This is a genomic window from Candidatus Nebulibacter yamunensis (assembly GCF_024208055.1).
Taxonomy (GTDB): Bacteria; Pseudomonadota; Gammaproteobacteria; order Francisellales; family Francisellaceae; genus Caedibacter; species Caedibacter lacustris.
In genome coordinates this window covers 1-23089 of record NZ_JAMBMW010000017.1, presented here as the reverse complement: position 1 = coordinate 23089, position 23089 = coordinate 1, and the positions used below count along the sequence as shown (strand labels likewise).

Genomic DNA, 23089 nt, shown 5'->3' with positions numbered 1-23089 from the left:
GCTTGGAATGCGAATATCGAGAAATTAAAATATGCAAATTTATGACGTAATTGTTGTTGGCGCAGGTGTATCTGGGTTGGCTGCAGCCAATAATTTAATGTTAAACGGTTTTGATGTGCTTGTGGTTGAGGCACGTGATCGCGTAGGGGGGCGTATAAATAGCCAAGCTTTTGCTGGAGTTATAGTGGATTTAGGTGCTTCATGGATTCATGGTGTGCAAGAAAATCCAATCACACGCTTAGCGAAAAAGCATAATATTAGCACTTGGCGTTCACAAATGTGTGGTCCTTCACCGGACAATATTCTGCATAGAGAGATGTTTAATACTGAATTTAAGCGTTTGACCCATGAGCAGAAGCTTAAAATTGCAAATTGGATGGCTGATTTTCTAGACTATTTGGAAACGGTACAAATAGATGAAGAAAGTCACTTAAAGTCGATTGCAGATTTAAAGCGACAGTTTATTTTAGAGCAAAATATTATAAAGGAAGATGAATCATATATTGATTATATTGCCGATACCTTATTTTTATATGAATATGCAATTGAAGCGAAAGATTTATCTGCTGAGAGTCACCACGCCGATATTGATTTTGCTGGTAGTGATAGGTTATTTCCTCAAGGTTATGCTCAAATTACCGATTTATTGGCTAAAAACTTAGTAATACAATTAAATGAACCTGTGCAAAGCATTGATTATAGTGGTGATCTGGTACAAGTGATCACAGCAGCTTCACAATATCACGCAACATATGTTTTAGTTACAGTTCCTTTGGGTGTATTAAAGCATGCTGATATAGGTTTTAACCCTTATTTACCACAATCTAAGCGTAAATCTATAAGTCAGCTTGAAATGGGAATATTGAATAAAATTTACTTAGAATTTGAGGATGTATTTTGGGACAAAGAAGCTCAAAGTATTGCGTGCTTATCACCTGAACATCGCATTGCGCGTGAGATGATGAACTTTTATCCGCTAAGTCAAAAGCCTATTTTAATGGCATTTACAGCTGGTGTAGTTGCTAAACAACTAGAGCACCTTAGTGATAGAGAGTTAATTGCATTGGTAATTGATTCATTAAAGCATATGTATGGTGAAAATCTGCCTAATCTTAAAAATTACTGCATTACTCGTTGGCATAGCGATGAATATAGTTATGGGTCTTACTCCTATTTACCAGTTGGGGTTAAAGCAAAACGTAGACAAAAACTGGGTAAACCTGTTGATAACAAGGTATTTTTTGCAGGAGAAGCGACTTCATTTTATTTTCCATCAACTGTACATGGTGCATTCTTAAGTGGCGTGCGATCAGCCTATCAAATTTTGCAGATTGATTTATTAACAGAGGATGTGCGCAAGAAAACAGCAATTGTTGAAGATCCATATCTGTAAAAATAGTCTCTAACGTCAGCCTTTCGGTAATACTTTTCTAATACTGCTACTCATTCTATTTACATAAAGTTTGCTATAGAGTATTGCTTAATTTAAGGCTATACAGTAAATTTCAGACTTTTAAGTCAAAAATGGGAGAGAGAGATGACAAAACAAGGCTTCATTAATAGGTCATTATCTGCAATTGAAACGGTTGGTAATAAACTACCACCACCAGCGATGCTGTTTTTTATGCTAACAATTTTTCTGATTGTCTTGAGTGTATTATTTTCTTGGCTTGATATTAAGGTTTTAAATCCAACAGTGCAAACTGAAGAAACTTATATTAGTGTATTTAATTTATTAAGTGCAGAGGGTATTCGTTATATTTTCAGTAGTGTTGTCAGTAATTTTGTCAGTTTTGCGCCGCTAGGGACTGTCTTAGTTGCCTTTATCGGTGTGAGTATAGCGGAGCATTCAGGATTTATTAGTGCTTCAATTCGGGCAATAATTGGTAAAAGTAACCGTGCTACCGTAACCACAATTATTGTATTTGTGGGTGTTATGTCAAATACGGCAGGAGAATTGGGTTATTTAGTTATTATTCCCTTGGCTGGGGCGATTTTTCATGCTATGGGGCGTCATCCTATTGCAGGGATGGCAGCTGCTTTTGCGGGAGTTTCTGGTGGTTACAGTGCAAATCTTCTATTGGGAACTGTTGACCCACTATTAAGTGGCTTAACACAAGAAGCAGCGCATTTTATTAATCCAGAGTATCGAGTGGGCGTAGAGGCTAACTGGTATTTTATGATTGCTAGTACATTTTTAGTTACATCTGTCGTAACAGTTCTTTCAGAGAAAATTATTGAACCAAGGTTAGGTAAATATCAAAATGGTGATGCACTGGATTCTGAAGAAAGAGCATTAGAGGCACAAATTCATCTAACAAAAATAGAGAAAAAAGGTCTATTTTGGGCGGTTATCTCAATCGTTATCTTATCATTAATCATTATTTATCTTGTTGTGCCAGACGGAGCTATTCTACGCAACCAGAAAACAGGATTGATCACAAATTCTCCATTTTTAGATAGCATAGTATTTTTGATACTGCTATTTTTTGCTGTAGCCGGTATCGTCTATGGTTATACCACCAAAAACTTCAAAAATACTAAAGATGTGGTTAATGCAATGGATAAAACATTTAATACACTTGGTGCATACATTGTCTTGGTGTTTTTTGCTGCACAATTTGTTGCTTATTTTAAAGTCACTAATCTTGGTACAATTGTTGCAGTTGCTGGTGCGACAGCGCTTGAAAGCATTAATTTTACTGGTGTTTCATTGATGATTAGTTTTGTAGTTTTATCAGCATTTATCAATCTTTTTATGGGTAGTGCATCCGCTAAATGGTCAATGCTCGCACCTGTTTTTATTCCAATGTTCATGCTTTTAGGCTATTCACCTGAATTAGTTCAAGTTGCCTATCGTATAGGAGATTCAGCAACAAACATTATTTCACCATTACTGAGTTACTTTGCCTTGATTGTGGCATTTTTCCAGAAGTATGATAAAAACTCAGGCATTGGGACAATTGTCGCTACTATGTTACCTTACTCGATAGCTTTATTGATTAGCTGGAGTATCTTCCTTTATTTATGGGTATTCCTGTTTAACCTTCCAGTAGGGCCAGGGGTTAATTCGTTTTATACGGTTTAGCAATCCGACATTATTTTGATAGTAATAGTAAAAAGTCTTTTAGTTTTCACGAAAAATCCCCTTATAATTAAGCCGTTTTTGTGACTGGAAAAGGGGATAGGTATGAAGGTCTTGGTTGTATGTGCTGCTGTAACTTTTACTAACTTAGTTAATATAGGTTTTTCTAAATCAATGATTAATCAAAAAGTGACTATTACACAAATTAAAGATGTAGAACCTTACGTTGATAAATTAAGTCAAAAATATGGCAAGGATTCAGTATGTATGGTTTATGACATTGACAATACATTGATTACCAACAATGGGAAATACGCAAGTGAAAGGTGGACATATTGGCAGCAAAGTGAAGGTAACCACCATGCTAAACATTTATTAAAAGACAAAAACGCGAATATTTATGATTTTTTAAATGCGGTGCGCTATTTTATAAATTACAGTACTGTAGAAAAAGATACAGTACAAATTGTTAATAAATTACAATCAGACCATCGTTCAATTGCATTAACTTCAAGAGGATTTAGTGCAGAAGCAACTACATTAAGACAGCTGCGTTTTAATGGTATTGATTTTACAAAAAATCCTATTGGCAGTAGGGAATTTGATGCAAGCTTTTTAAATCAGAATAAATACAAAAATGATTACACAATGTATAGTAATGGTATTCAGTATGCAGCTGGCGGAGATAAGGGAGAGCTTTTATATAATTTGATTAAAAAAGAGAGAGAAAAAACGGATAATCCAAATTTATGCCAAGCATTAATCTATATTGATGACACTAGTAGTAAAGTTGATATGATTGATAATAAATTAAAGAATAAATTTAGCTACTATGCTATTCACTACACCTATTTACCGGACCCTGAGGATAAAAATAATTGGCAACCAGATAACTGGCACAAAGAGTCTAGTAAAGTTCAGCAACTAGTTGATTTTTTAAACACTACATCACATTTAGCGCTTTAAATTATTCGATAATATTATCTTTATTTAAATGTTAAAATAATTCACCGCTATGTAGTGAGTGTGATAGAATATCGACCACTTTAATCATTGAACGTATTTTTATTCTGCAATGGAAGTAAATAGCTATAAAACACAATTAAAAGATATGGGTGAACGCTTGGATATCCTGAGGAGGTATCTTTGACTTTGTACACAAAAAAGAACGACTCGATGAAGTACTGATGGAGCTTGAAAACCCGGCAATTTGGAACAATCCAGAGAATGCACAAGCCTTAGGGAAAGAAAAAAACACATTAGAGCTTATCGTGAATAATATTACCCAAATTGATAACGGTCTTGATGATGCATTAGAACTCATTGAGCTTGCGCAAGAGGCTGAAGATGAAAGTATTTTGCATGAGATTATTGCAGAAATACATTCTTTAGAGGGTTCACTTGCAAAACTTGAATTTATGCGGATGTTCAGTAATCCGATGGATCCAAATAACGCATTTTTAGATATTCAATCTGGCTCTGGAGGAACAGAAGCGCAAGATTGGGCACAGATGCTGATGCGAATCTATTTGCGTTGGGGTGAAGCACATGGCTTTAAAACGGAGCTTATCGAAGTATCTGACGGTGATGTCGCGGGCATTAAAAGCTGTACGATTCACTTTGAAGGTGAGTATGCCTATGGTTGGCTTCGTACAGAAACAGGTGTACATCGTTTAGTACGTAAATCTCCTTTTGATTCAGGTAATCGCCGTCATACTTCATTTGCCTCGGTATTCGTTTCACCTGAAGTCAGTGACAATATCGAAATTGAGATCAATCCAGCAGATTTACGTATCGATACTTATCGCGCGTCAGGAGCAGGTGGTCAGCATGTCAATAGAACTGACTCAGCTGTACGCATTACTCATGAACCAACAGGGATTGTGGTGCAATGTCAAACGGATCGCTCACAGCACAAAAACAAAGATCAGGCGATGAAACAACTTAAATCAAAGCTCTACGAGCTTGAAATGCAAAAACGTAATGTAGAAAAGCAGGCTTTAGAAGAGTCAAAATCAGATATTGGCTGGGGTAGTCAAATTCGCTCATATGTGCTTGATCAATCTCGTATTAAAGATTTGCGTACTGGTGTTGAAAATACAAATACGCAAGCTGTTTTGGATGGTGATTTAGATAGGTTTATTCAAGCAAGTTTAAAAATGGGATTATAAAAAATAAACTTAGGTAATGATAATGGCAGAGCAAATTGAAGATAAAGTATTGACAAAAGAAGAAGTGCAAGTAGAAGAAAATAATCAAATTCAGGTGCGAAAGGAAAAACTAAAAGAGCATATAGCAAAAAATAATAGCATTGGTTTTACCAATGATTTTAAACCCAATGCAGTAGCTGCATGTTTACAGGCAAAATATGGCACAATGGAAAAAGCGGAGCTTGAAACACAACAAGATAAGCCGATTGTTAAAGTAGCCGGGCGTATTATGCTAAGGCGTGTTATGGGGAAGGCTTCTTTTATTACACTACAAGATATGTCTGGTCGCATTCAGGCTTATATTCGCAAAAATGACTTGCCAGAAGGTGAATACGAGCGTTTTAATGCACATTGGGACTTGGGCGATATTGTAGGCATTGAAGGAACAATTTTTAAAACGAATACGGGTGAGTTATCGGTACATGCAACAAACGTTAAGTTGCTGACTAAAGCGATTCGTCCACTCCCAGATAAATTTCATGGACTTTCAGATCAAGAAATGCGTTATCGTCAACGTTATGTCGATCTAATGACCAATGAAGAAAGTCGTCGAGTATTTAAAATACGATCAAAGATAATTCAATTTATTCGTCGATATTTTGACGAACATTACTTTATGGAAGTTGAAACTCCAATGATGCACGTTATCCCAGGTGGTGCTGCGGCTAAACCGTTTGCGACACATCATAATGCACTTGATATGCCACTTTATTTACGTATTGCACCTGAGTTGTATTTAAAGCGTTTAGTAGTCGGTGGTTTTGATCGTGTTTATGAAATTAATCGCAACTTTAGAAATGAAGGGTTATCTACGCGTCACAATCCTGAATTTACAATGATTGAATTTTATCAAGCCTATGCTGATTACAAAGATCTGATGGATTTAACCGAAGACTTGTTGCGTAAAATGGCACAAGAAGTATTAGGCATGACCGATATTCATTATCAAGGTCAGGATTTTGACTTGGCAAAACCATTTGTGCGTATGACTATGTTCGACGCTATATTGCACTTTAACCCTAAGATCACAAAAGAAGCATTATCTGACTTTCAACAAGCCGTGTTGATTGCTAAAAAAATGAATCTCAAAATCGAAGCACATTATGGTTTAGGAAAGGTGCAAACCGCGATTTTTGAAGAAACAGTTGAGCATCAATTGATTCAACCAATATTTATTACCGAATATCCAGCGGAAGTATCACCACTCGCACGTAGAAACGATCATAATCCATTTATCACAGATCGATTTGAGTTTTTTATTGGTGGACGTGAAATTGCCAATGGCTTCTCTGAATTAAATGATTCAGAAGATCAAGCAGAACGCTTCAAAGAGCAGGTTGTAGCTAAAAATGCTGGTGATGATGAAGCTATGTTTTATGATGCTGACTATATTCGTGCCTTGGAATATGGCTTAGCACCAACCGCAGGTGAGGGTATTGGTATCGATCGCTTGGTAATGTTCTTCACCAATAGCGCATCCATTCGTGATGTAATCCTGTTCCCCCATATGAGACCTGAGTAGAGAAGAAGGGAATAATTAACGAGGCACTTTAACAACAAACGTGCCTGCGATAATAATAGCAATAGCTGCAAGGTAAAACGGCAATAATAGATAGATGTTAACCAGCATCCCTAAAGTAAAAGCATTGATTGCCCAGGCAATCCCGAACACAGAGGTCGTTCCACCCATGATCACGCCTTGTTCATGAGTATCTACTTTGCTTGCGATGACAGACAACAATGCCGTATAAAATACTATTTCTAACAGTGATCCGAAAAATGCACTAATAACCATAGAAGTTGGAGTGATCCAGATGGTACACACAATAATTAATGCTCCAATGAGAATAGCTGTTGTAATCATTGCTTGAATTGTATTTAATCTTTTTAGTACGACATTTTGAAAGTAAAGCGTTGAAGTAGCAAAACCCAAACTCATAATCACAAATACAAAACCAATAGCAGCAGACTCAAAGTGGAGGGTCTGTGCCAGTACCAAAGGTAACGTTTGTGCGTAATAACCCCAACCGATTTGTAACATTAAAAAGGCAAGTGCAAGGATTTGTACGCGTTTGTCAATAAACATGATTCTGAAGCTAAATATTAGACTAAATATTTTAAGCTTTGTGGTTTTTTGAATACGATTGGTATAGGTTTCTGGCAAAAGCAACCAAACACTGAGTATATTAATTATCGATAAACCTACGCCAAACCAAAATGGGAGGTTGATCGCCTGATATTCTGTTTGTGCTAACAATCCAACAACGGTTGTAATAAGTGGTCCCAAAACAAAGCCAATAGATGCAGAAAGCGTGATTAAGCTTAAGTTTTTTATTCGTTTTTCATCACTGGAAATATCAAGAATAACAGCCTGAGCAATCCCAAAACTTCCACCAAAAAAACCACAAATAAAGCGGCTTAGCATAAAAATCATAAGCGATTGACAGTTAAGAGCAATAACCGATAACAGGTAAGCAACAGCTGTGCCAAGTAGCGAAACAAGAATTATAAGCTTGCGTCCATGAATGTCTGATAGTTTGCCTATGATCGCACTGCCAAGAAAAATACCTAAAGGCCAAAGTGCCATCGATAAACCATAATAAAAATTACGTACTGAATCAATTGTATCAATGTTAAAAAAAGGACTTTGTTTAGACATCATGATCTCGGGAATAATAGGGAAAACAAGTCCTACTCCCATGACATCAATAACGATGGTTAGCATTAAAATGCTGATTAATAAGCGATTATTTGTTGTTTGCATAAATCATTACCGATAAAAAATTCGTTTATTTATTTAAGTTTCTCAAGCATCAGCACCTGTTTGCTTGATTGAGATGCCACCAGTATAGTCTCCAACCTGACCATTTAGTCTAATAACTCTATAACAAGGGACAATAATTGAAATTGGATTTTTAGCATTGGCGGAACCAGCTGTAAAAGTTAAAGGTGTTTTATAAATTATTTTAGAGTATTTATTGTTTTCTCTCATCTTCATATGCCATAAAGCTTATATTTTCAGTATTTTAAGCATTATCAATTTTTTTTGAAGGATAACAAGTTTTGTATATTATAAAAATTGATTTTATTTTCAACGACTGCTGTTGATAATCAATAGAGGTTAACCTTTAGTCTCAAAAATATAGTTAGTTCATCAGTCGAAATAAAGATAATATATTGGAAAGTAAGACACTTAAAACTTGCACAGTAAAAATGAAAAAACTAAATAATACCCTCATTCAAAAAATGCTAATGGATGCGCACGCGTCGCCAAGGTTAAGGTCACACCATAATTTACATTCTGAGTTAAGTGATCCAGTCAACAGACTGTGTATAGCCTTAACAAAAGGCACCTATATTCGTCCACATCGTCACTCCGAGTCACATAAATGGGAACTCATCTTAGCACTTAAAGGTCAAACAGCTGTTGTTATTTACGATGATAAGGGTGTGATAATTGATAAGTTTATAATTGCACCAAATACTGATATGATGGGTTTTGAAATACCATCAAACACTTGGCATTCGTTTTATGCGTTGTCAGATGAGTCTGTATTTTTTGAAGTAAAACCTGGACCTTTTGAGCCAACCCCTGAAACGGATTTTGCAAATTGGGCACCAAAAGAAAGCGAAGTTCATACCATTGATTTTCTAGCTTGGCAGTTTATTGCGGGACTGGGAGAGAAATATAGAGCTAAACCATAATGCTTAAAACAGCGCTTCAAATTTTTTGTATATTTTTAAAGCTAGGGCTGACTTCCTTTGGTGGTCCTATTGCGCATCTTGGCTACTTCCATCATGAGTTTGTTGATAGAAGGAAATGGCTATCTGAAAAAGCATATTTGGATGTGGTGGTGCTTTGTCAATTTTTACCTGGTCCTACTAGTAGTCAAGTGAGCTTTGCTATTGGTTTAAATCGTGCAGGTTATCTCGGAGGAATAGCCTCATGGCTTGGATTTACTTTACCATCAGTCCTCATATTAAGTCTTTTTGCCTGGTTGATGGGTGCTAATCAATCTTGGGCTAATACAAGTGTTATTCATGGATTGAAAATTGTGGCTGTTGTCATTATTACACAAGCAGTTTATTCAATGAGTATAAAGATTTGCAATACAACTAAAACTATGGCAATTGCAATAGCAGCTACTTGTGTTGCTTTGCTTTTACCATTTGCTTGGGCGCAAGTTCTTATTATTCTTTTTGCTGCTTTGTTTGGAATTTTATTATTAAATCAAAATCATATGACTGGCTTAGATTTTTTCTCATCAAAAATTAGTAAGAGAGCAGGAGCGCTATGGTTGATATCTTTTTTTATCTTGCTATTGGTGTTTCCAGTGTTGAATTGGCTGCAAAGTAGCAAACTATTAGAGTTGTTTAATATTTTTTATCAAACAGGTGCAATGGTTTTTGGTGGTGGACATGTGGTGTTACCTTTATTAGAGGCTAAGCTTGTCCAGACTGGATTGGTTTCTCAATCAGACTTTTTAGCAGGTTATGGCTTAGCGCAAGCAATTCCTGGTCCTTTGTTTAGCTTTGCTGCTTATTTAGGAGGAATTATTGATACAAATAAACCGGTTTTTACAAGCTTAGTTTGCTTAATTGCAATGTTTTTATCAGGTTTCTTATTACTTATGGCTGTTTTACCGTTTTGGCAGCAAGTTTGTCAAAGGACAAAGGTACAAACAGCACTTAAAGGAGTAAATGCTGCTGTAGTTGGTTTATTATTAGCTGCACTGTATCAACCTGTATGGATAAGTAGTATTTTAAATACTAAAAGCTTTGTGATTGCTTTGATGTCATTTTGGCTATTACAGGGCTATAAATTAGCGCCTTGGTGTATTGTGGTATTTTGCGCTTTATGTGGTTGGTTGCTTTTGTAACGTGCGTTAGAGAGCTTTAAAATTAAATAAACTCTGATCCAATAGTTGCGAAGGGGAAACTGATTTTAATGAAGAGAAAATAACTTCTTTTCTACCAGGAGTTTGTGCTTCCATATCTGTTAGCATTTCTTTAACTTTCTTGCGTTGAAGGTTTTCTTGAGCGCCACATAAATTGCAAGGAATAATCGGAAAGTTCATTTGTGCAGCATAAGTGATGATCTCCTCTTCGCTGACATATGCTAACGGGCGAATAACAATATTGCGACCATCGTCGCTTTTAAGCTTAGCTGGCATCGCTTTTAGTTGTCCATTGTAAAATAAATTTAAGAAAAAAGTTTCAACTATATCGTCTTTGTGATGACCAAGTGCGATTTTAGTTACCTTATTTTTGTATGCAAAATCGTATAAAATTCCACGGCGCATTCTAGAGCAAAGACTACAAGTCGTTTTACCTTCGGGTATAATCCGCTTAACTACACTATAGGTATCACGCTCAATAATATGATATTCAATATCAAGTTTACTTAAATAGTTTGGTAGTATATCTTTTGGAAAGCCAGGTTGTTTTTGGTCAAGGTTAACGGCGATGATCTCAAATGAGATAGGTGCTTTTTTCTGTAAAATCAACAATAACTGTAACAATGTATACGAGTCTTTGCCACCAGATAGACAGACCATAATTTTGTCATTGGCTTCTATCATATTAAAGTCTTCGATTGCAAGTCCAACCTTGCGCAAAAGACGTTTTTCAAGCTTTGGAAATGGTAAAGCAAGTAAATCTGTTTTAATTTCAGGAAGTTCAACTTGAATCATTTTGATCATAAGGTTAAGAGCGTTGCGCTATGATATCTCACTTATAAATCATTGAAAAGTTAGGACTTAAAGTAAAGCCGTCTGGAATAGACAAAATCTAACTTACTTTTTTCTTACAATTGTTACGCCATCTCCTATCGGTAACAAGGAGGCGTCAACACGCTGATCATTTTTAATCATCTGATTGACCTCTCTAGTGGTTTGGATGCTTTCATTGACAACATTTGGATCGGCAACTTTACCATTACGTAACATGTTATCTAGTACCATAATGCCATTCGTTTTTAGCAGTTTATAACTTTTAGCATAGTAATCTAGATAACCTCCTTTATCAGCATCAATATAAATAAAATCAAAAGAATTACCTTCATTTTGATCAATTAGTAGCTGTAAGGTATCGCTTGCTGGTGCAATTTTTAACTGAATCTTGTGAGCGACATTTGCCTGGTGCCAAAATGTTTTATATTCATTTAGGTATTCATCGGTAACATCACAGGCGTAAACGATGCCATCTTGAGGCAAGGCTTCGGCAATCGCGAGTGTGCCAACACCTCGAAATACACCAACTTCAATCGTTTTTTTTGCATTGATTAGTCTAATTAAAAGCTGCATAAAGTGAAGTTGTTCTGGTGCGGTGATCATTTGCGCATGTTGGTCTTGACGTGCATGCTCAAATAACTTTTTTTGGATATTACTGTTTGTTGGAGTGTTATCTAAAATGTACTGATGAAGCGCTTGTTCTTTTAGCAAAGTGTCTAAACTCATGATGAAAGTCTCCGTTACTTTTAATTTTTATGACTTAATTACTTTACCTATCTTGAGCGCAAATTTCTAGAAAGTTAGTTCTGGGTCATCAATGTGTAATTTCTAAATAATTATAAATTGTCTTTGACAATAAATTTGCTGTTTTGTAGACTCTTCCGGAATTTGGATTTGATGGGAAATTTAGAGGGAGATAAATGGCTAAGAAGTTGGCACTTATTGGATTTGGTGCAGCTAATTTGTGTGTATTGACGCAATTGAACAAACACCTAAAATACAATGAGATTGAAATTGATATTTACTCACCTTTAACGGGGTGGGGGGGGAGGTTTATTCGAGGCTTAGCCTATCAGGAAGATATAGATAAGTTGTTATTAAATCACCATCATAAATATATGTCTATCGACCTTGATGCTCCTGATGATTTTAGTTATTTGTGGAATAAAAGTTAATTATGCCACATCAGAAATTGCACCTAGGTTTTATGCAATTGGGCACTTAACCTGTGGCACTTTTTTATATACACAATCAATACCTCATTTGGCAAGCAGAGCTAAAACGATCGTTGAACATTTAATGGAGATAATATGAAAGTAATTACTGGTGGCTGGAAAATAATATCATTTATTGATCTTATGAAATTAAAAATCAATGAAGATACTGTAGTAATGACAGAAAATAATCATGATTTACTCGTTCATCTTAAGTCGTTGAACATATTTAAAGACGTGATTGGGTATGATGATTATTATAACAATAACAGCGTTTTGCGCGATATAGAACAACTGCATCAGCAACAAAACATTACCGATATTATTCCTCTTTCTGAGGCGGATATATTACGGATGGCTGATTTGCGCGATAAGTTAAACATTCCTGGACAACGTTATAAAGAAGCTTTATTACTTAGAAATAAACAGCACATGAAAGATAGAGCGGCAAGTTATGGTTTGCACACGGTAATTCCTAAACCAGTTAGCAAACTTGACTTCAATTATCCGTTTGTTTTAAAAAGTGAAGATGGGGTGGGTAGTTACAATACCTTTATTATCACCAGCAAAGATGACTACGAGAGAGTTAAACATCTCATTACAGACAATTATATATTTGAACCATATATAGAAGGTGATATGTATATAATTGATGGTCTTGTATCAAGAGGTAAGGCAATCTATATTAATCCAGGCAGGTATATCGGGACCCCACTTAATTTTGTTGGTGGCAATACACAGTCAGTGATGCCACTTTTTGAATATCATCCCTTTTATGATCAATTATTGAGTTATGGTAAAAATCTGGTTGAAAATGTTTACCCTATGCCCACGCATAGTTGGTTTCATATCGAAGTATTTGTCGATAAAAATGGCTATATAACGCTATGCGAGATTGCTTGCCGAGCTCCTGGGGTCAACATTCCATTTAACTATAAACTTTCACATGATACAGATATTAATGTTGAACATATTAATTTGCACTACATTCACAATTATGTATGCCCACCAAAAGTAATCAAAAATTATAAAGTGGGTTCTATGTTCGTTCCACCTAAAGAGGGAAAAATATTGGCTAAACCAAGGCTTCCAGATAGTCAAAATATTATTGATATTGTAGATATGCTAAAAGTGAATCATCAATATGAAAAAATGAAAATGAGTAATGATCCAATTTATAGAATAGTATTCAAAGCAAAGTCAGATCAAGAATTTGACTTTATTGTATCAGAACTTAATGAGTGGGCTAGAAATTTGTTATGGGTCAACTAAACGTTGAAAATGTTTAGAATTATCCTTGATAATCGTGATTATAGATACTTTTGGTTTGTTAATTTGGGAAGTAATACAGCTATATGGATGCAAACCATGCTGTTTGGTATTCTTGTATCGCAATTATCAAGTTCTGCATTAACTAACTCATTAGTACACGTTGCTGCAACGCTTCCTTTCTTTTTACTATGTTTTATTGCTGGCATTATCGGGGACAGATTTAATCAATATTGGGTTATGTTAATTTGTCAATGTGCGCTTTCAATTACAGCAGTTGCATGTGCAACAATTGGTTATTTAGGTTTTTTTAACACATTTAATTTAATTGTTATTACGTTTATTTTTGCAAGTATTATGAGTTTTAGAATGCCAACCTCAGTTGCATGTGTTGCTTCATTAGTCAGAGTTGATCAAGTTGCGTATGCCTCAGTTTTAAATAACCTATGCTTTAATATTTCACGAAGTCTTGGACCTGCTTTAGTAGGAGTGTTATTACTGGTTGTCACTGCTCCTACTATATTTATTCTAAGCACAGTCATTTTTTTGTTGCCTGTAATTTACTTTTACAGATATAGAAAGAAAAAAAGCCTTACAGTTAGCAGAACCAAAAAACTAGAGGGAATAAGTCAATACATTAAGGAAAAATATTTCATTTATTGCTGTCTGGATATAATGATAATTATGTTTTCTTCTAGTGCAGTGTTAGCATTGTTACCCTACTTTGTGAAATATAATTTGGGTGGTGATGAAATTGCACAATCAAACTATATGGCTTGTATTGGATTAGGAGCATTTTCTACGATATTTGTTTTGCCTGTTTTGATTAAACGATTTTCTCGTCAACAGAATGTATTAATTTGTTATGGTTTAACCATATTTTCAACACTGTCATTTTTATTTTATAAATATGAAGATGAATGGGTAATTGCCATCAACTATTTTATATGTGGTCTTGCTTGGTCGATGTCAATATCGCTCATAAATGCAATGATTCAAGAACGTTATAGAGGGGAAATTGCAGCAAGGGTTATTGCTTGTATATTTTATGATGATGTACATAGGACAAGCGGCAGGAAGCTTGTTTTTTGGCGCGATATCTGAGTATTCAATGTTGCTGGCATTTGTAGTTGCATTAAGCATACTGGTGCTGAGTATACTTACACGATATATTGGCGTTCGGATTTAAGCTTATTGAGACCATAACTGATGCCAGAGCACCTGTGGAAGATTAACTCATAACAGGTATTAAAAAAAGAAAACCAAAACCAAGAAAAAAGACGATTTGATCAAATACAGATAACAGGTATTCTTTTATTTTACGTACTAATATAACATCTTATCCTTGTTGATTTTTAATTTAAAACATAGGAAAAAATAAAATGAAAAAAGTACTTTTTATACATAACTCATCAAATGAAGATGATAAGCAATTAGTTACAAAATTAGGTTTTGACAGTCAAAAGCTTCAGACCATCGGGGTTGATTTTGTAAAAAAAAGTGATATGCAAATATGGACAACCGTAGGTGTAGAACGATTTGAAACTATATCTCAATCCTATCTTCAAAATACAGCTTTACTTGTTTTTTCGCCTAATATATCCGTTCCCAATGCGGAAGAATATGCTAAAAAAAATTCAGTACCATCCTTGCATTTACAAAAAGGTGATCAAAATCTTTCCGGAAATAATCTGATAGAGTTAATGCAAGAGGCGCTTGATCCATTAACAATACAAAAAAACTTATCAAATTTTTTACTCAACAAGTCTTATCTAAGCAAAACACACAAAGGTGAACCTCTAATTAAAAACTCTGGACTAATCGCTACAAGTGTTTTGCCATTCCTAACAAGGCAATCTACTGATAAAAAAATGTTAGCGGAACTTCAAAAGAAAAACCATGAAATTTTAAAAAACGGATCACCAGCCAATAATATTGAACAAAAATTAACCAATTTGCTGCAATTTATACACTCACATACTGCCGTGCCAGAAGAGGTCAATAGTCAGTTAAGCACATACACATATAAACTAGAACACGCTGGTCAAACGTATAATGTGCCATGGAGCGTAATGCAGGCTTACGATCCTAAATCAGCAGGCAATTACGACAGTACAATGGTAATAAACCGATTAAAACAAGATTTAGCAAAAGTCAATGCTAGTGACATTATTGCACAAAAACTTCTTTCGCCAATGTATGGTGTATTATGGAATAATAAACATGGAGTCTCTACAGAATATATAGAAACTCTAAAATCTTCGAATGCACTTTATAAAGAGATAAAATACTCAGATAAAAAAGAAAGTAATAATCACTGTTTTACAATATTTTCAAAAAATAATAATAACCAAAATATTGAAAACGTGTGTTAGTACAGATCAGTCTAATGCAAGGTGATTAACAATCGAATATAACTGATACTCAGGTTAACTCATCCTCTTAGTGTTACTGATAATTGCCAAAATTAAACCTATTGCTGTTAAAATAGTACCAACCCGAGGTATAACCTAAACCAATTTGAATGGTAAAACCTCCTAGGAAAACGCCTAAAGCAGTTCCTAAATTAAATGCAGCAATGTTGGCTGCCGAAGCTAAGGTTGGTGCTCCCTCAGCTTTGTTTAGTATGTATTTTTGTAACGGTGAAACAAGTCCAAAACCAATCGCGCCTAATAAAAATAAAGTAATTGCCGCGGGAATTTTATAATGTGCAGTAAACACAAATATTCCGAGCAAAATAGCTAAAGCCGTTAATAAACCATAAATAGTCGGTATCAACGCTTTGTCGGCAGCTCTACCTCCTAAAATATTCCCGATGACTAAGCCAACTCCATATATTCCCAGCAGCCAACCTACAGCATAGGGAGTGTAGCCTGCAACATAGAGCATCATCGGCGCCACATAGGCAAAAGATGCCAGTAGTCCGCTAAACCCTACCGCTGTGACCAACAATGCCATCCATACCTGTGGACGTTTAAAAACTGCCAACTCGTGTCTTAAACATGTTTTTGGAACAATCGTATGACTTGGAAGAAATGCTAAGATACCTATTAAACCAATTACTCCTAATACTGAAATCACCCAAAATGATGAACGCCACCCAAAGTGTTGCCCTAATAACGTCCCCATTGGCACACCTATCACATTCGCTAGAGTCAGTCCTGTGAACATTAATGCTATTGCTGTCGCGCTACGATTTGGTCCTACCATGCTTGCAACGACAACTGCTCCAATTCCAAAAAATGCCCCATGGCAAAATGCTGAGAGAAAGCGTCCAACCATAAGGATAGCAAATGTGGGTGCCAAGGCTGATACTATACTTCCTGTAATAAACAAGACCATTAGGGATACGAGTACTTTTTTACGCGAGATATGAAGTGTTCCCGCTGTAAGTAATGGTCCTCCAATTCCAACGCCCAGTGCGTACCCTGATGTCACAAACCCTGCAACAGGTATGGTAATATCAAAATCATTTGCTAAATTCGGCAATAATCCTGTCGTTACAAATTCTGTCGTTCCAATGGCAAAAGAACAAATTGCCATCATTAACAAAGCCACACCAATTGAATATGATTCCATTTGTAAATCCTCTGATTGGGCTAACATTATTGTCGACTTTGACATGAATGACTCCTCTTTTAGTCAATTACAAAAGTCCTCGAAGTACACCACCGTCTACACGCACAGCGGCACCAGTCGTTGCTGAAGCCTTATATGAGCATAAGTACACAACCATATTTGCTACTTCTTCAGCTGAAGTCATGCGACCTAATAATGATGTCGATCTAGCCTGTTTTATAAACTCTCGGCTAGCTTCTTCGAGCGTAAGCGCTGGATCTGGCACCATCTCACGAATAAACTTCTCAACACCTTCGCTTAACGTTGGACCGGGTAATACACTGTTGACAGTTACCCCATTGCCAGCCACCGTTTCAGCAAAACCTCGTGCAATTGCCAATTGCGCTGTTTTCGTCATGCCGTAATGCACCATTTCTGGCGGGATCTGTATGGCAGATTCGCTGGATATAAAAACTACACGCCCCCACTGTTGCTCAATCATGTTAGGAATATAATGTCTTGACAGCCTGATGCCGCTCATTACGTTAATAGCAAAAAATTTTTCCCATTCAGCATCGCTTATTTCAAACACAGGTTTTGGTTCAAAAACTCCTGTGTTGTTGATGAGTATGTCTACATGCGGAATTTTTGCGAAAAGTTTCTCACAGCCAGCTGAGGTGCCAACGTCTGCTGCAATACCACGAACGCGTTCTTGTGTAGAAAATAATGTTACTGCTGCTTCAACTCTTTTATCTGTACGACCATTGATAATAATATCAGCGCCAGCGTGATGAAGCGCTTTTGCAATAGCAAGTCCTATACCTGCTGTTGACCCGGTGATTAAAGCAATACGTCTGCTCAAGTCGATGATCATAAAATTTCTTCTCCTTAATTAGTATACGACCGGTGTAATTCCACCATCCATGGTGAAATTCGCGCCAGAAATAAAATTAGCTAGATCAGAAGCTAAATAGAGTGCGAGATAGGCAACCTCTTCTGGTTTACCTAATCGACCAACTGGGATTTTTTGTGCTTCGACATATCTTTGTAATGCTGTCTCACGATCAACACCATATTGTCTTGCCAAGACATCTGCCAAACCACCCGCTTTATCATAAATTGCTGTTCGTATAAACCCAGGTGATAACACATTAGAACGAACTCCTCTAGCAGTAAATTCATTGGCGATTGTTTTTGATAGCATCGTAACCGCAGCCTTAGAAACGCTGTAATCAGGTAGTTTCGCATTAGGCATACGCCCAGCCTCAGAAGCCGTATGTAACAACACTCCGTTGCCTTGTTTCAACATATACGGAATTATGGCTCTTGATGCACGAACATAGCCTAATACGTTCAAATTTAGCGTGGTCAACCACTCTTCATCCGTAATATTCAAAAATCCAGATCGAGATCCCGCTATCCCCGCATTGTTAAACAATACATCGATTCTATTAAATTCTTTCACAACGTCATCAGTGAGTTTAGTGACCTGTATCTGATCTGTCATATCAACTTTCATGGGAATAATTTGCCCTAATGCGTGTAACTCATTTAACGCATCTGGATTAATATCTACGCCAATAACAATAGCACCTTCAGCAAGAAATGCTTTTGCCGAAGCGTAACCAATACCAGAACCAGCCCCAGTGATAATTACTACTTTATTTGTTAGATTAAAATCCATTGTTCGATCCTTGAGCGTGAGTAATCATTTCATTATAGTGAACAACTATCTTGGCATTCTTGGCGACATAATAGTTAGGCACAGAGTAAGCAATCGTTGCAAAATCAATTGTACCTCGATTTTTAAAGTCGCCAATTGCGATCCTTGCCACGGATTCATCGGATACCCGCCATTTAGCAAAGACCCCATTTTTTATATCGATAGCTTTGTAGTAAAACACACCTTGCCACGGCCATGGACCGCGTAATCCAACCAAGAACTCATCGTCACCATCACTATCAAAATCAGCGCATAGCACTTGATGACCAGGACCTTCCCCATTTTCATTAGGATCGCCAAAAACATCTAATATTACCCTACTCCATTTAGCATCAGCACCTGGCTTACCATCTGACTTGTAATAAACCGCAACTGTATTACCATGGAAAGGCTCAAGTGCAGCGACATACGCAAATGAGTCGTTTCCTATGCGTCCTACATCCATGTCACCTGAACCTTTGAAAGATGTTCTTTCAAATTGTGTCAACTCACCAGTGCCAATAAGTTTGCATTGCCATTTTTTAATATTTTCATCGTAGTAAAGCCAAGTAACACCTTCATCTGAAGCAAGGATAATAGAGTCTAGATTAGAGTTTGGAATAAGCTCTGACTTTATTTCCGCACCATGAATCATTCTAAAACTACTGTGATTGATAGTTTGCATTGACCATTCTTTAGCAGTATGTACATCGTCAGGTTGTGTGAACATAACTACAGGCAGAACAGCATGTACACTTTCTCTGGCAACAATAGGAAATCCCAGAATCTCCAGTCTGTCAGTCTGCGTGAAATGACCAATTCTTAAACGATGCATACCTGTTGTACGACCAACATAGTGTCGTTTCCAACGTTCTTTTACATCAGCATTTTGACCAGGATTCTCAATCCAATCAATCTTGCCACCTGAGGTATCTGCATCATGTATTGTGCCAACAGGACCATAAAGTTCATAGCATACCAGAATATCTGGATAGCCATTACCTGTTATATCAGCGTAAGCACCACCTACCGGCATTCTAATTTTGTCAACTACTAAATGTTTTTGCCAATCAGGATTTTTATACCAGTAGATTTCACCTAAAGTCAAACCGTAGCCAAATAAGTCTATCTTACCGTCTTGGTTTATGTCTAAGGCTTCTAACCAATACCCATCACGCAAATTCTCTGCTACGATCTCTTTGGTAAATTTAGGCACAAAACCTGCTTTGGTTGCTTGATCGTTTAAAAACTTTGTAAAGTCACCTACTGTTTTATCCGTTAGTGTTGCCATTACTTTTTCTCCTCTCCTACTATCTGAATTATTTGAATTCTTCACTACAGCTATATCTATGCTACGCAGTATTGGGTATTTTTGATCTCCTCCTCTAGAAGTGATAACACACGCTCTTCAGCCGTGAAAATAGAAGTTAACTTTGATGAGAAAACATGAATAAACCTGTTATGACGTGACTTATCACAAAACACCAATAATGGACGAGTGTCACTAAGGTCTCTTACTTTTGTTTTCAGTGCCAAAATATGGTCGATTACTTCAAACTCATCCAAAAAGTGCGGATAGAATTTGGCTATGTCCTCAATGATATTATCTGTAACTTCTCTGAGCTGTTTTAATGGCAATCCTTTGTGCAAAGCTTTTCGAGCTTCATCGATATCATTAAACTGTTGATAACTGGTATATTGAACATGGAATATCTGAAAGAGCTGATGATCTCGATATTTTCTATACTGAAGTGGAATATCTGCATAACCATATGGCTCTAAGCTTGGATATGTACCATCAAATATTCCAAAGCTTTCGTATGTACGTTCAGTTTTTAATTGCTTAGTTGCCACCAGCAGTGAAAAACATAAATCAAAATAGTGCTGGTGTTTGCCAGAAATGTACTGAAATGCTTGATTATACGTACAGTTAATAACAAAGTCATAGGGTGTATTATCTACCTGAATTAATTCATCATTCAACACTTTCAAATCGTTGACGCGTCTATTTAATTTCAGTCGAACGTTACTTTCATTCAGTGCTCTTTTAAACCAAGCTTTTGCTTTATCAACCAACAATATAGCCTCATGCACTCGGAAACCACCTTCAACGTTGGCAAAACCTAGTTCAGTTAGCTGAGAGAATGTGAGTTCTTCAATTTCCAATCCGGTACCCTTCATAATTGTTTTCATAGTTTTATAATCAATTAGGGTTTTATCATCATTTGCCACACAAAATATTTTTGAGTTGTGTGAAGCATAACTAACTAAATTTGGATAATGAGCGATGAATCTTGCTTCATCAATCTTGCACATTTCTCTCGTAACTCCTGAGCGAGGGTAGTGATATCCTTTGTAGTTATAACGCCTATCTTAATATATCGTTTGAGTAGCGCTTTCTCCCATATTGGATAATCGCTTAGTTAACAACAATCTTAATGATAATCAAGCGACAAAGATGAGTACTATTTGTTAGAAATTTTACTGCAAAGAATTTACTTAATCATCAGTGAAAAAAATTATATCTTTACGGTGGTATTTTGTTGTTATTATATTGTTATCTGGATTTTTTTGGATCGTATATTATGAACTTGGAACACAGAGTTCTAATCGCTTTATTTAAAAAGCGAACAATGTCATTGAGTGAATTAAGAAGAAGTTTTCATAGAGTGAAACTCTCTGATAGAGATGTTGCACTGAGTACTTTACATGAGCAAGGATATATAATTTGCGAACGCAGTCTAAGCAAAACGAGTAGCAAGATCATAACCATTTACAGAATATCTAATACGGGTGATCAATATATTCAAACCGAGCTAAATTTTGTTTGTAATTAGTTTTTCCAGTATCTTTGCATGCAACAAAAACTCGGAGGGAAGATAGTGATGCATATTTTCCTCCTCCACCATATATTCCGAGAATAATTTCTTGCTGCCATTGAAATGATACTTTAGCTTTGCTTTGTACAGATAGTCTTCGACTGTTTTGACGCTTAACCCTAAAATACTTGCAATACTCTTCGATTTAAAGTTCATTGATGCTAAATATACAACCTCAGTTTCCCTTACTGATAACTCACCGATGTTATCCTGTACAATGAGAGAATTCTCTCCTAGTACTGCTTTGTTATGTTTCGATAATTGCAGCGATAACACAAGAGACAAACCAATGATATCACGCTGATTATCTATGCGCCAGCCGCAAAACTCTGTCCCAATTATCTTGTTTTCTTGTTTTTTAGGCAACTTCCTGAAGAAAGTAGCGGACAATCCCTTTGCATAGTAATGAACATCAAGACACAACATGGAATTTCCCTTTTTTTCAACCAATCTGTCCTGATCGTAAAACTTCTGAGCATGTTGAGCCGTTGTACATGGAGTTTCAAAATCACTTAGCCCAATTAAACATTTTTCACTCCCCACGAGTTTACAATAACTTTCACTTACTTCTGTAAAAATCGACAGTTTGTTCTTAGTCCCTGTATATACCGCTACCCCTTTTGGGGGATAAATTTTTTCAGACAGTTTCATTGCATTTAACCTTATCGCTTTTTATTTCCGGTAAATACCAATTAGATCCAATCACTTTTGCCCAAATGCAATCCCCTATACCATAATAGGTATTTGCAAGATGGACATTGTTTCTATCTTGTGCTAAAGGGATAAGCGTTGAGCTTGACAATATCTCTTTTACATGATTAATACATACCATTTCATAATCAAATTTGATTACTTCCGACATTATCCCTTTTCTCCCAAATCCACTTGTAAAGCTAACCAAAGTTAAAGATTATATAAAAAATAAAACTTTCGCTGGTTTGTTTATTGTGCGCAGCAGGCTGTCTGAACAATGTATTAAGCTTATCGCCATTAGTGCTATTTGAGCTAGTAAAACCACCGGCGAATTTATCTTTCCAAGCACTTACCGCCCAACGAGATGAACTTTTGTCCATAAACTGTTTAAAGTCACCAGAAACAGTTCCCATATAAGTGGGTGAACCAAATAAAATACCATCATATTGATCCAATACTTCAACATTTGTATTTGCATCTGCAAATATCATATCGACATCTTTAATGTGTTTTGACACCCATTTTTTAACAGCTTCTGCTATTGCTTTGGTTGTGCCATGTGACTGCTGTACACGATTGCTATTTTCATTTATTTCTCCCTTATCGGAAATGGTTTTAGCCGTATGCGCTGAAAATGTATTGTTCTTTGCTAAAAGCTCACTGACACCAATAATGGCATGTTTCTTATTACCACTTATCTTAAAGGTTTCAAGCGTAGATACCTTCGCCAAAAGCGTATCCGGCTCG

The 23089-nt window shown here is 36.2% G+C and carries 23 protein-coding genes; 11 read left to right on the top strand and 12 right to left on the bottom strand.

What is annotated here, in order from left to right:
- The first annotated feature begins 31 nt into the window (after nucleotides 1–31).
- The 5 genes from M1V25_RS07860 (at nucleotide 32) to lysS (ending at nucleotide 6817) form a co-directional block, all read left to right on the top strand.
- Nucleotides 32–1393 carry a flavin monoamine oxidase family protein gene (locus tag M1V25_RS07860; RefSeq protein WP_116963742.1) on the top strand — a complete coding sequence of 454 codons (1362 nt, stop codon included), beginning with the start codon at nucleotides 32–34 and terminating at the stop codon, nucleotides 1391–1393.
- Nucleotides 1394–1537: 144 nt separating this feature from the next.
- The gene (locus M1V25_RS07855; protein ID WP_498842923.1) at nucleotides 1538–3088 is read left to right on the top strand and encodes an AbgT family transporter; all 1551 of its coding nucleotides are present in this window, start codon (nucleotides 1538–1540) and stop codon (nucleotides 3086–3088) included.
- Between the two features lie 102 nt (nucleotides 3089–3190).
- Nucleotides 3191–4051 carry a DUF2608 domain-containing protein gene (locus M1V25_RS07850; protein ID WP_116963744.1) on the top strand — a complete coding sequence of 287 codons (861 nt, stop codon included), beginning with the start codon at nucleotides 3191–3193 and terminating at the stop codon, nucleotides 4049–4051.
- 109 nt (nucleotides 4052–4160) lie between these two features.
- Nucleotides 4161–5256, top strand: a protein-coding gene (gene prfB, locus M1V25_RS07845; protein ID WP_116963745.1) for a peptide chain release factor 2 whose coding sequence is annotated in 2 segments (ribosomal slippage) — nucleotides 4161–4232 and nucleotides 4234–5256 — 1095 coding nt in all. Because the reading frame shifts where the segments join, the coding sequence is not laid out codon by codon here.
- Between the two features lie 22 nt (nucleotides 5257–5278).
- Nucleotides 5279–6817, top strand: coding sequence for a lysine--tRNA ligase (gene lysS / locus M1V25_RS07840; protein ID WP_498842922.1), 1539 nt, complete (start codon nucleotides 5279–5281; stop codon nucleotides 6815–6817).
- Nucleotides 6818–6832: 15 nt separating this feature from the next.
- Here the strand turns inward: lysS and M1V25_RS07835 are convergent, their stop codons facing one another.
- Nucleotides 6833–8059 carry an MFS transporter gene (locus M1V25_RS07835; protein WP_116963747.1) on the bottom strand — a complete coding sequence of 409 codons (1227 nt, stop codon included), beginning with the start codon at nucleotides 8057–8059 and terminating at the stop codon, nucleotides 6833–6835.
- A 42-nt stretch (nucleotides 8060–8101) separates the two neighbouring features.
- Complete coding sequence (locus tag M1V25_RS07830) at nucleotides 8102–8287, bottom strand: MGMT family protein (RefSeq protein WP_239986748.1); 186 nt, start codon at nucleotides 8285–8287, stop codon at nucleotides 8102–8104.
- Between the two features lie 221 nt (nucleotides 8288–8508).
- Here M1V25_RS07830 and M1V25_RS07825 point away from each other — a divergent pair, with 221 nt between their 5' ends.
- Together M1V25_RS07825 and chrA are read left to right on the top strand one after the other, a co-directional pair.
- On the top strand, nucleotides 8509–9000 hold the full coding sequence (locus M1V25_RS07825) for a WbuC family cupin fold metalloprotein (RefSeq protein ID WP_116963749.1): 492 nt from the start codon (nucleotides 8509–8511) through the stop codon (nucleotides 8998–9000).
- Nucleotides 9000–10175 carry a chromate efflux transporter gene (gene chrA, locus M1V25_RS07820; RefSeq protein ID WP_498842921.1) on the top strand — a complete coding sequence of 392 codons (1176 nt, stop codon included), beginning with the start codon at nucleotides 9000–9002 and terminating at the stop codon, nucleotides 10173–10175. The genes M1V25_RS07825 and chrA overlap by 1 nt, the downstream gene beginning before the upstream one ends.
- A 6-nt stretch (nucleotides 10176–10181) precedes the next feature.
- Here chrA and ttcA read toward each other — a convergent pair whose 3' ends face one another.
- Nucleotides 10182–10988: a tRNA 2-thiocytidine(32) synthetase TtcA gene (gene ttcA / locus M1V25_RS07815; RefSeq protein WP_498842949.1), complete on the bottom strand. Its 807-nt coding sequence runs from the start codon at nucleotides 10986–10988 to the stop codon at nucleotides 10182–10184.
- 102 nt (nucleotides 10989–11090) lie between these two features.
- Nucleotides 11091–11753 carry an O-methyltransferase gene (locus M1V25_RS07810; RefSeq protein WP_498842920.1) on the bottom strand — a complete coding sequence of 221 codons (663 nt, stop codon included), beginning with the start codon at nucleotides 11751–11753 and terminating at the stop codon, nucleotides 11091–11093.
- Nucleotides 11754–11947: 194 nt separating this feature from the next.
- On the opposite strand from M1V25_RS07810, the gene M1V25_RS07805 reads away from it, so the two are divergent.
- The 4 genes from M1V25_RS07805 (at nucleotide 11948) to M1V25_RS07790 (ending at nucleotide 15885) form a co-directional block, all read left to right on the top strand.
- Entirely contained in the window at nucleotides 11948–12202 is a 255-nt protein-coding gene (locus tag M1V25_RS07805; RefSeq protein WP_498842919.1) for an FAD/NAD(P)-binding protein, read from the top strand.
- A gap of 135 nt (nucleotides 12203–12337) precedes the next feature.
- Nucleotides 12338–13513: an ATP-grasp domain-containing protein gene (locus tag M1V25_RS07800; RefSeq protein ID WP_116963752.1), complete on the top strand. Its 1176-nt coding sequence runs from the start codon at nucleotides 12338–12340 to the stop codon at nucleotides 13511–13513.
- A 9-nt stretch (nucleotides 13514–13522) separates the two neighbouring features.
- Nucleotides 13523–14614, top strand: a complete 1092-nt coding sequence (locus M1V25_RS07795; RefSeq protein WP_498842918.1) for an MFS transporter — start codon at nucleotides 13523–13525, stop codon at nucleotides 14612–14614.
- Between the two features lie 278 nt (nucleotides 14615–14892).
- The gene (locus M1V25_RS07790) at nucleotides 14893–15885 is read left to right on the top strand and encodes a P-loop NTPase family protein (protein WP_116963754.1); all 993 of its coding nucleotides are present in this window, start codon (nucleotides 14893–14895) and stop codon (nucleotides 15883–15885) included.
- Nucleotides 15886–15958: 73 nt separating this feature from the next.
- Here the strand turns inward: M1V25_RS07790 and M1V25_RS07785 are convergent, their stop codons facing one another.
- The 8 genes from M1V25_RS07785 to M1V25_RS07750 all read right to left on the bottom strand — a co-directional run.
- Nucleotides 15959–17134, bottom strand: coding sequence for an MFS transporter (locus M1V25_RS07785; protein WP_498842917.1), 1176 nt, complete (start codon nucleotides 17132–17134; stop codon nucleotides 15959–15961).
- Between the two features lie 22 nt (nucleotides 17135–17156).
- Entirely contained in the window at nucleotides 17157–17942 is a 786-nt protein-coding gene (locus M1V25_RS07780; RefSeq protein ID WP_116963755.1) for an SDR family NAD(P)-dependent oxidoreductase, read from the bottom strand.
- An 18-nt stretch (nucleotides 17943–17960) separates the two neighbouring features.
- Complete coding sequence (locus M1V25_RS07775; RefSeq protein ID WP_498842916.1) at nucleotides 17961–18752, bottom strand: SDR family NAD(P)-dependent oxidoreductase; 792 nt, start codon at nucleotides 18750–18752, stop codon at nucleotides 17961–17963.
- Complete coding sequence (locus M1V25_RS07770; RefSeq protein WP_498842915.1) at nucleotides 18742–20061, bottom strand: FG-GAP repeat domain-containing protein; 1320 nt, start codon at nucleotides 20059–20061, stop codon at nucleotides 18742–18744. The genes M1V25_RS07775 and M1V25_RS07770 overlap by 11 nt, the downstream gene beginning before the upstream one ends.
- Before the next feature lie 56 nt (nucleotides 20062–20117).
- Nucleotides 20118–21086, bottom strand: a complete 969-nt coding sequence (locus M1V25_RS07765; protein WP_498842914.1) for a hypothetical protein — start codon at nucleotides 21084–21086, stop codon at nucleotides 20118–20120.
- A gap of 500 nt (nucleotides 21087–21586) precedes the next feature.
- Nucleotides 21587–22300 carry a helix-turn-helix transcriptional regulator gene (locus M1V25_RS07760; RefSeq protein WP_498842913.1) on the bottom strand — a complete coding sequence of 238 codons (714 nt, stop codon included), beginning with the start codon at nucleotides 22298–22300 and terminating at the stop codon, nucleotides 21587–21589.
- On the bottom strand, nucleotides 22287–22511 hold the full coding sequence (locus M1V25_RS07755; RefSeq protein WP_498842912.1) for a hypothetical protein: 225 nt from the start codon (nucleotides 22509–22511) through the stop codon (nucleotides 22287–22289). Before M1V25_RS07755 ends, M1V25_RS07760 begins: the two co-directional genes overlap by 14 nt.
- A 31-nt stretch (nucleotides 22512–22542) precedes the next feature.
- A partial coding sequence (locus M1V25_RS07750; protein WP_498842911.1) for a flavodoxin family protein occupies nucleotides 22543–23089 on the bottom strand: 547 nt, incomplete at its 5' end.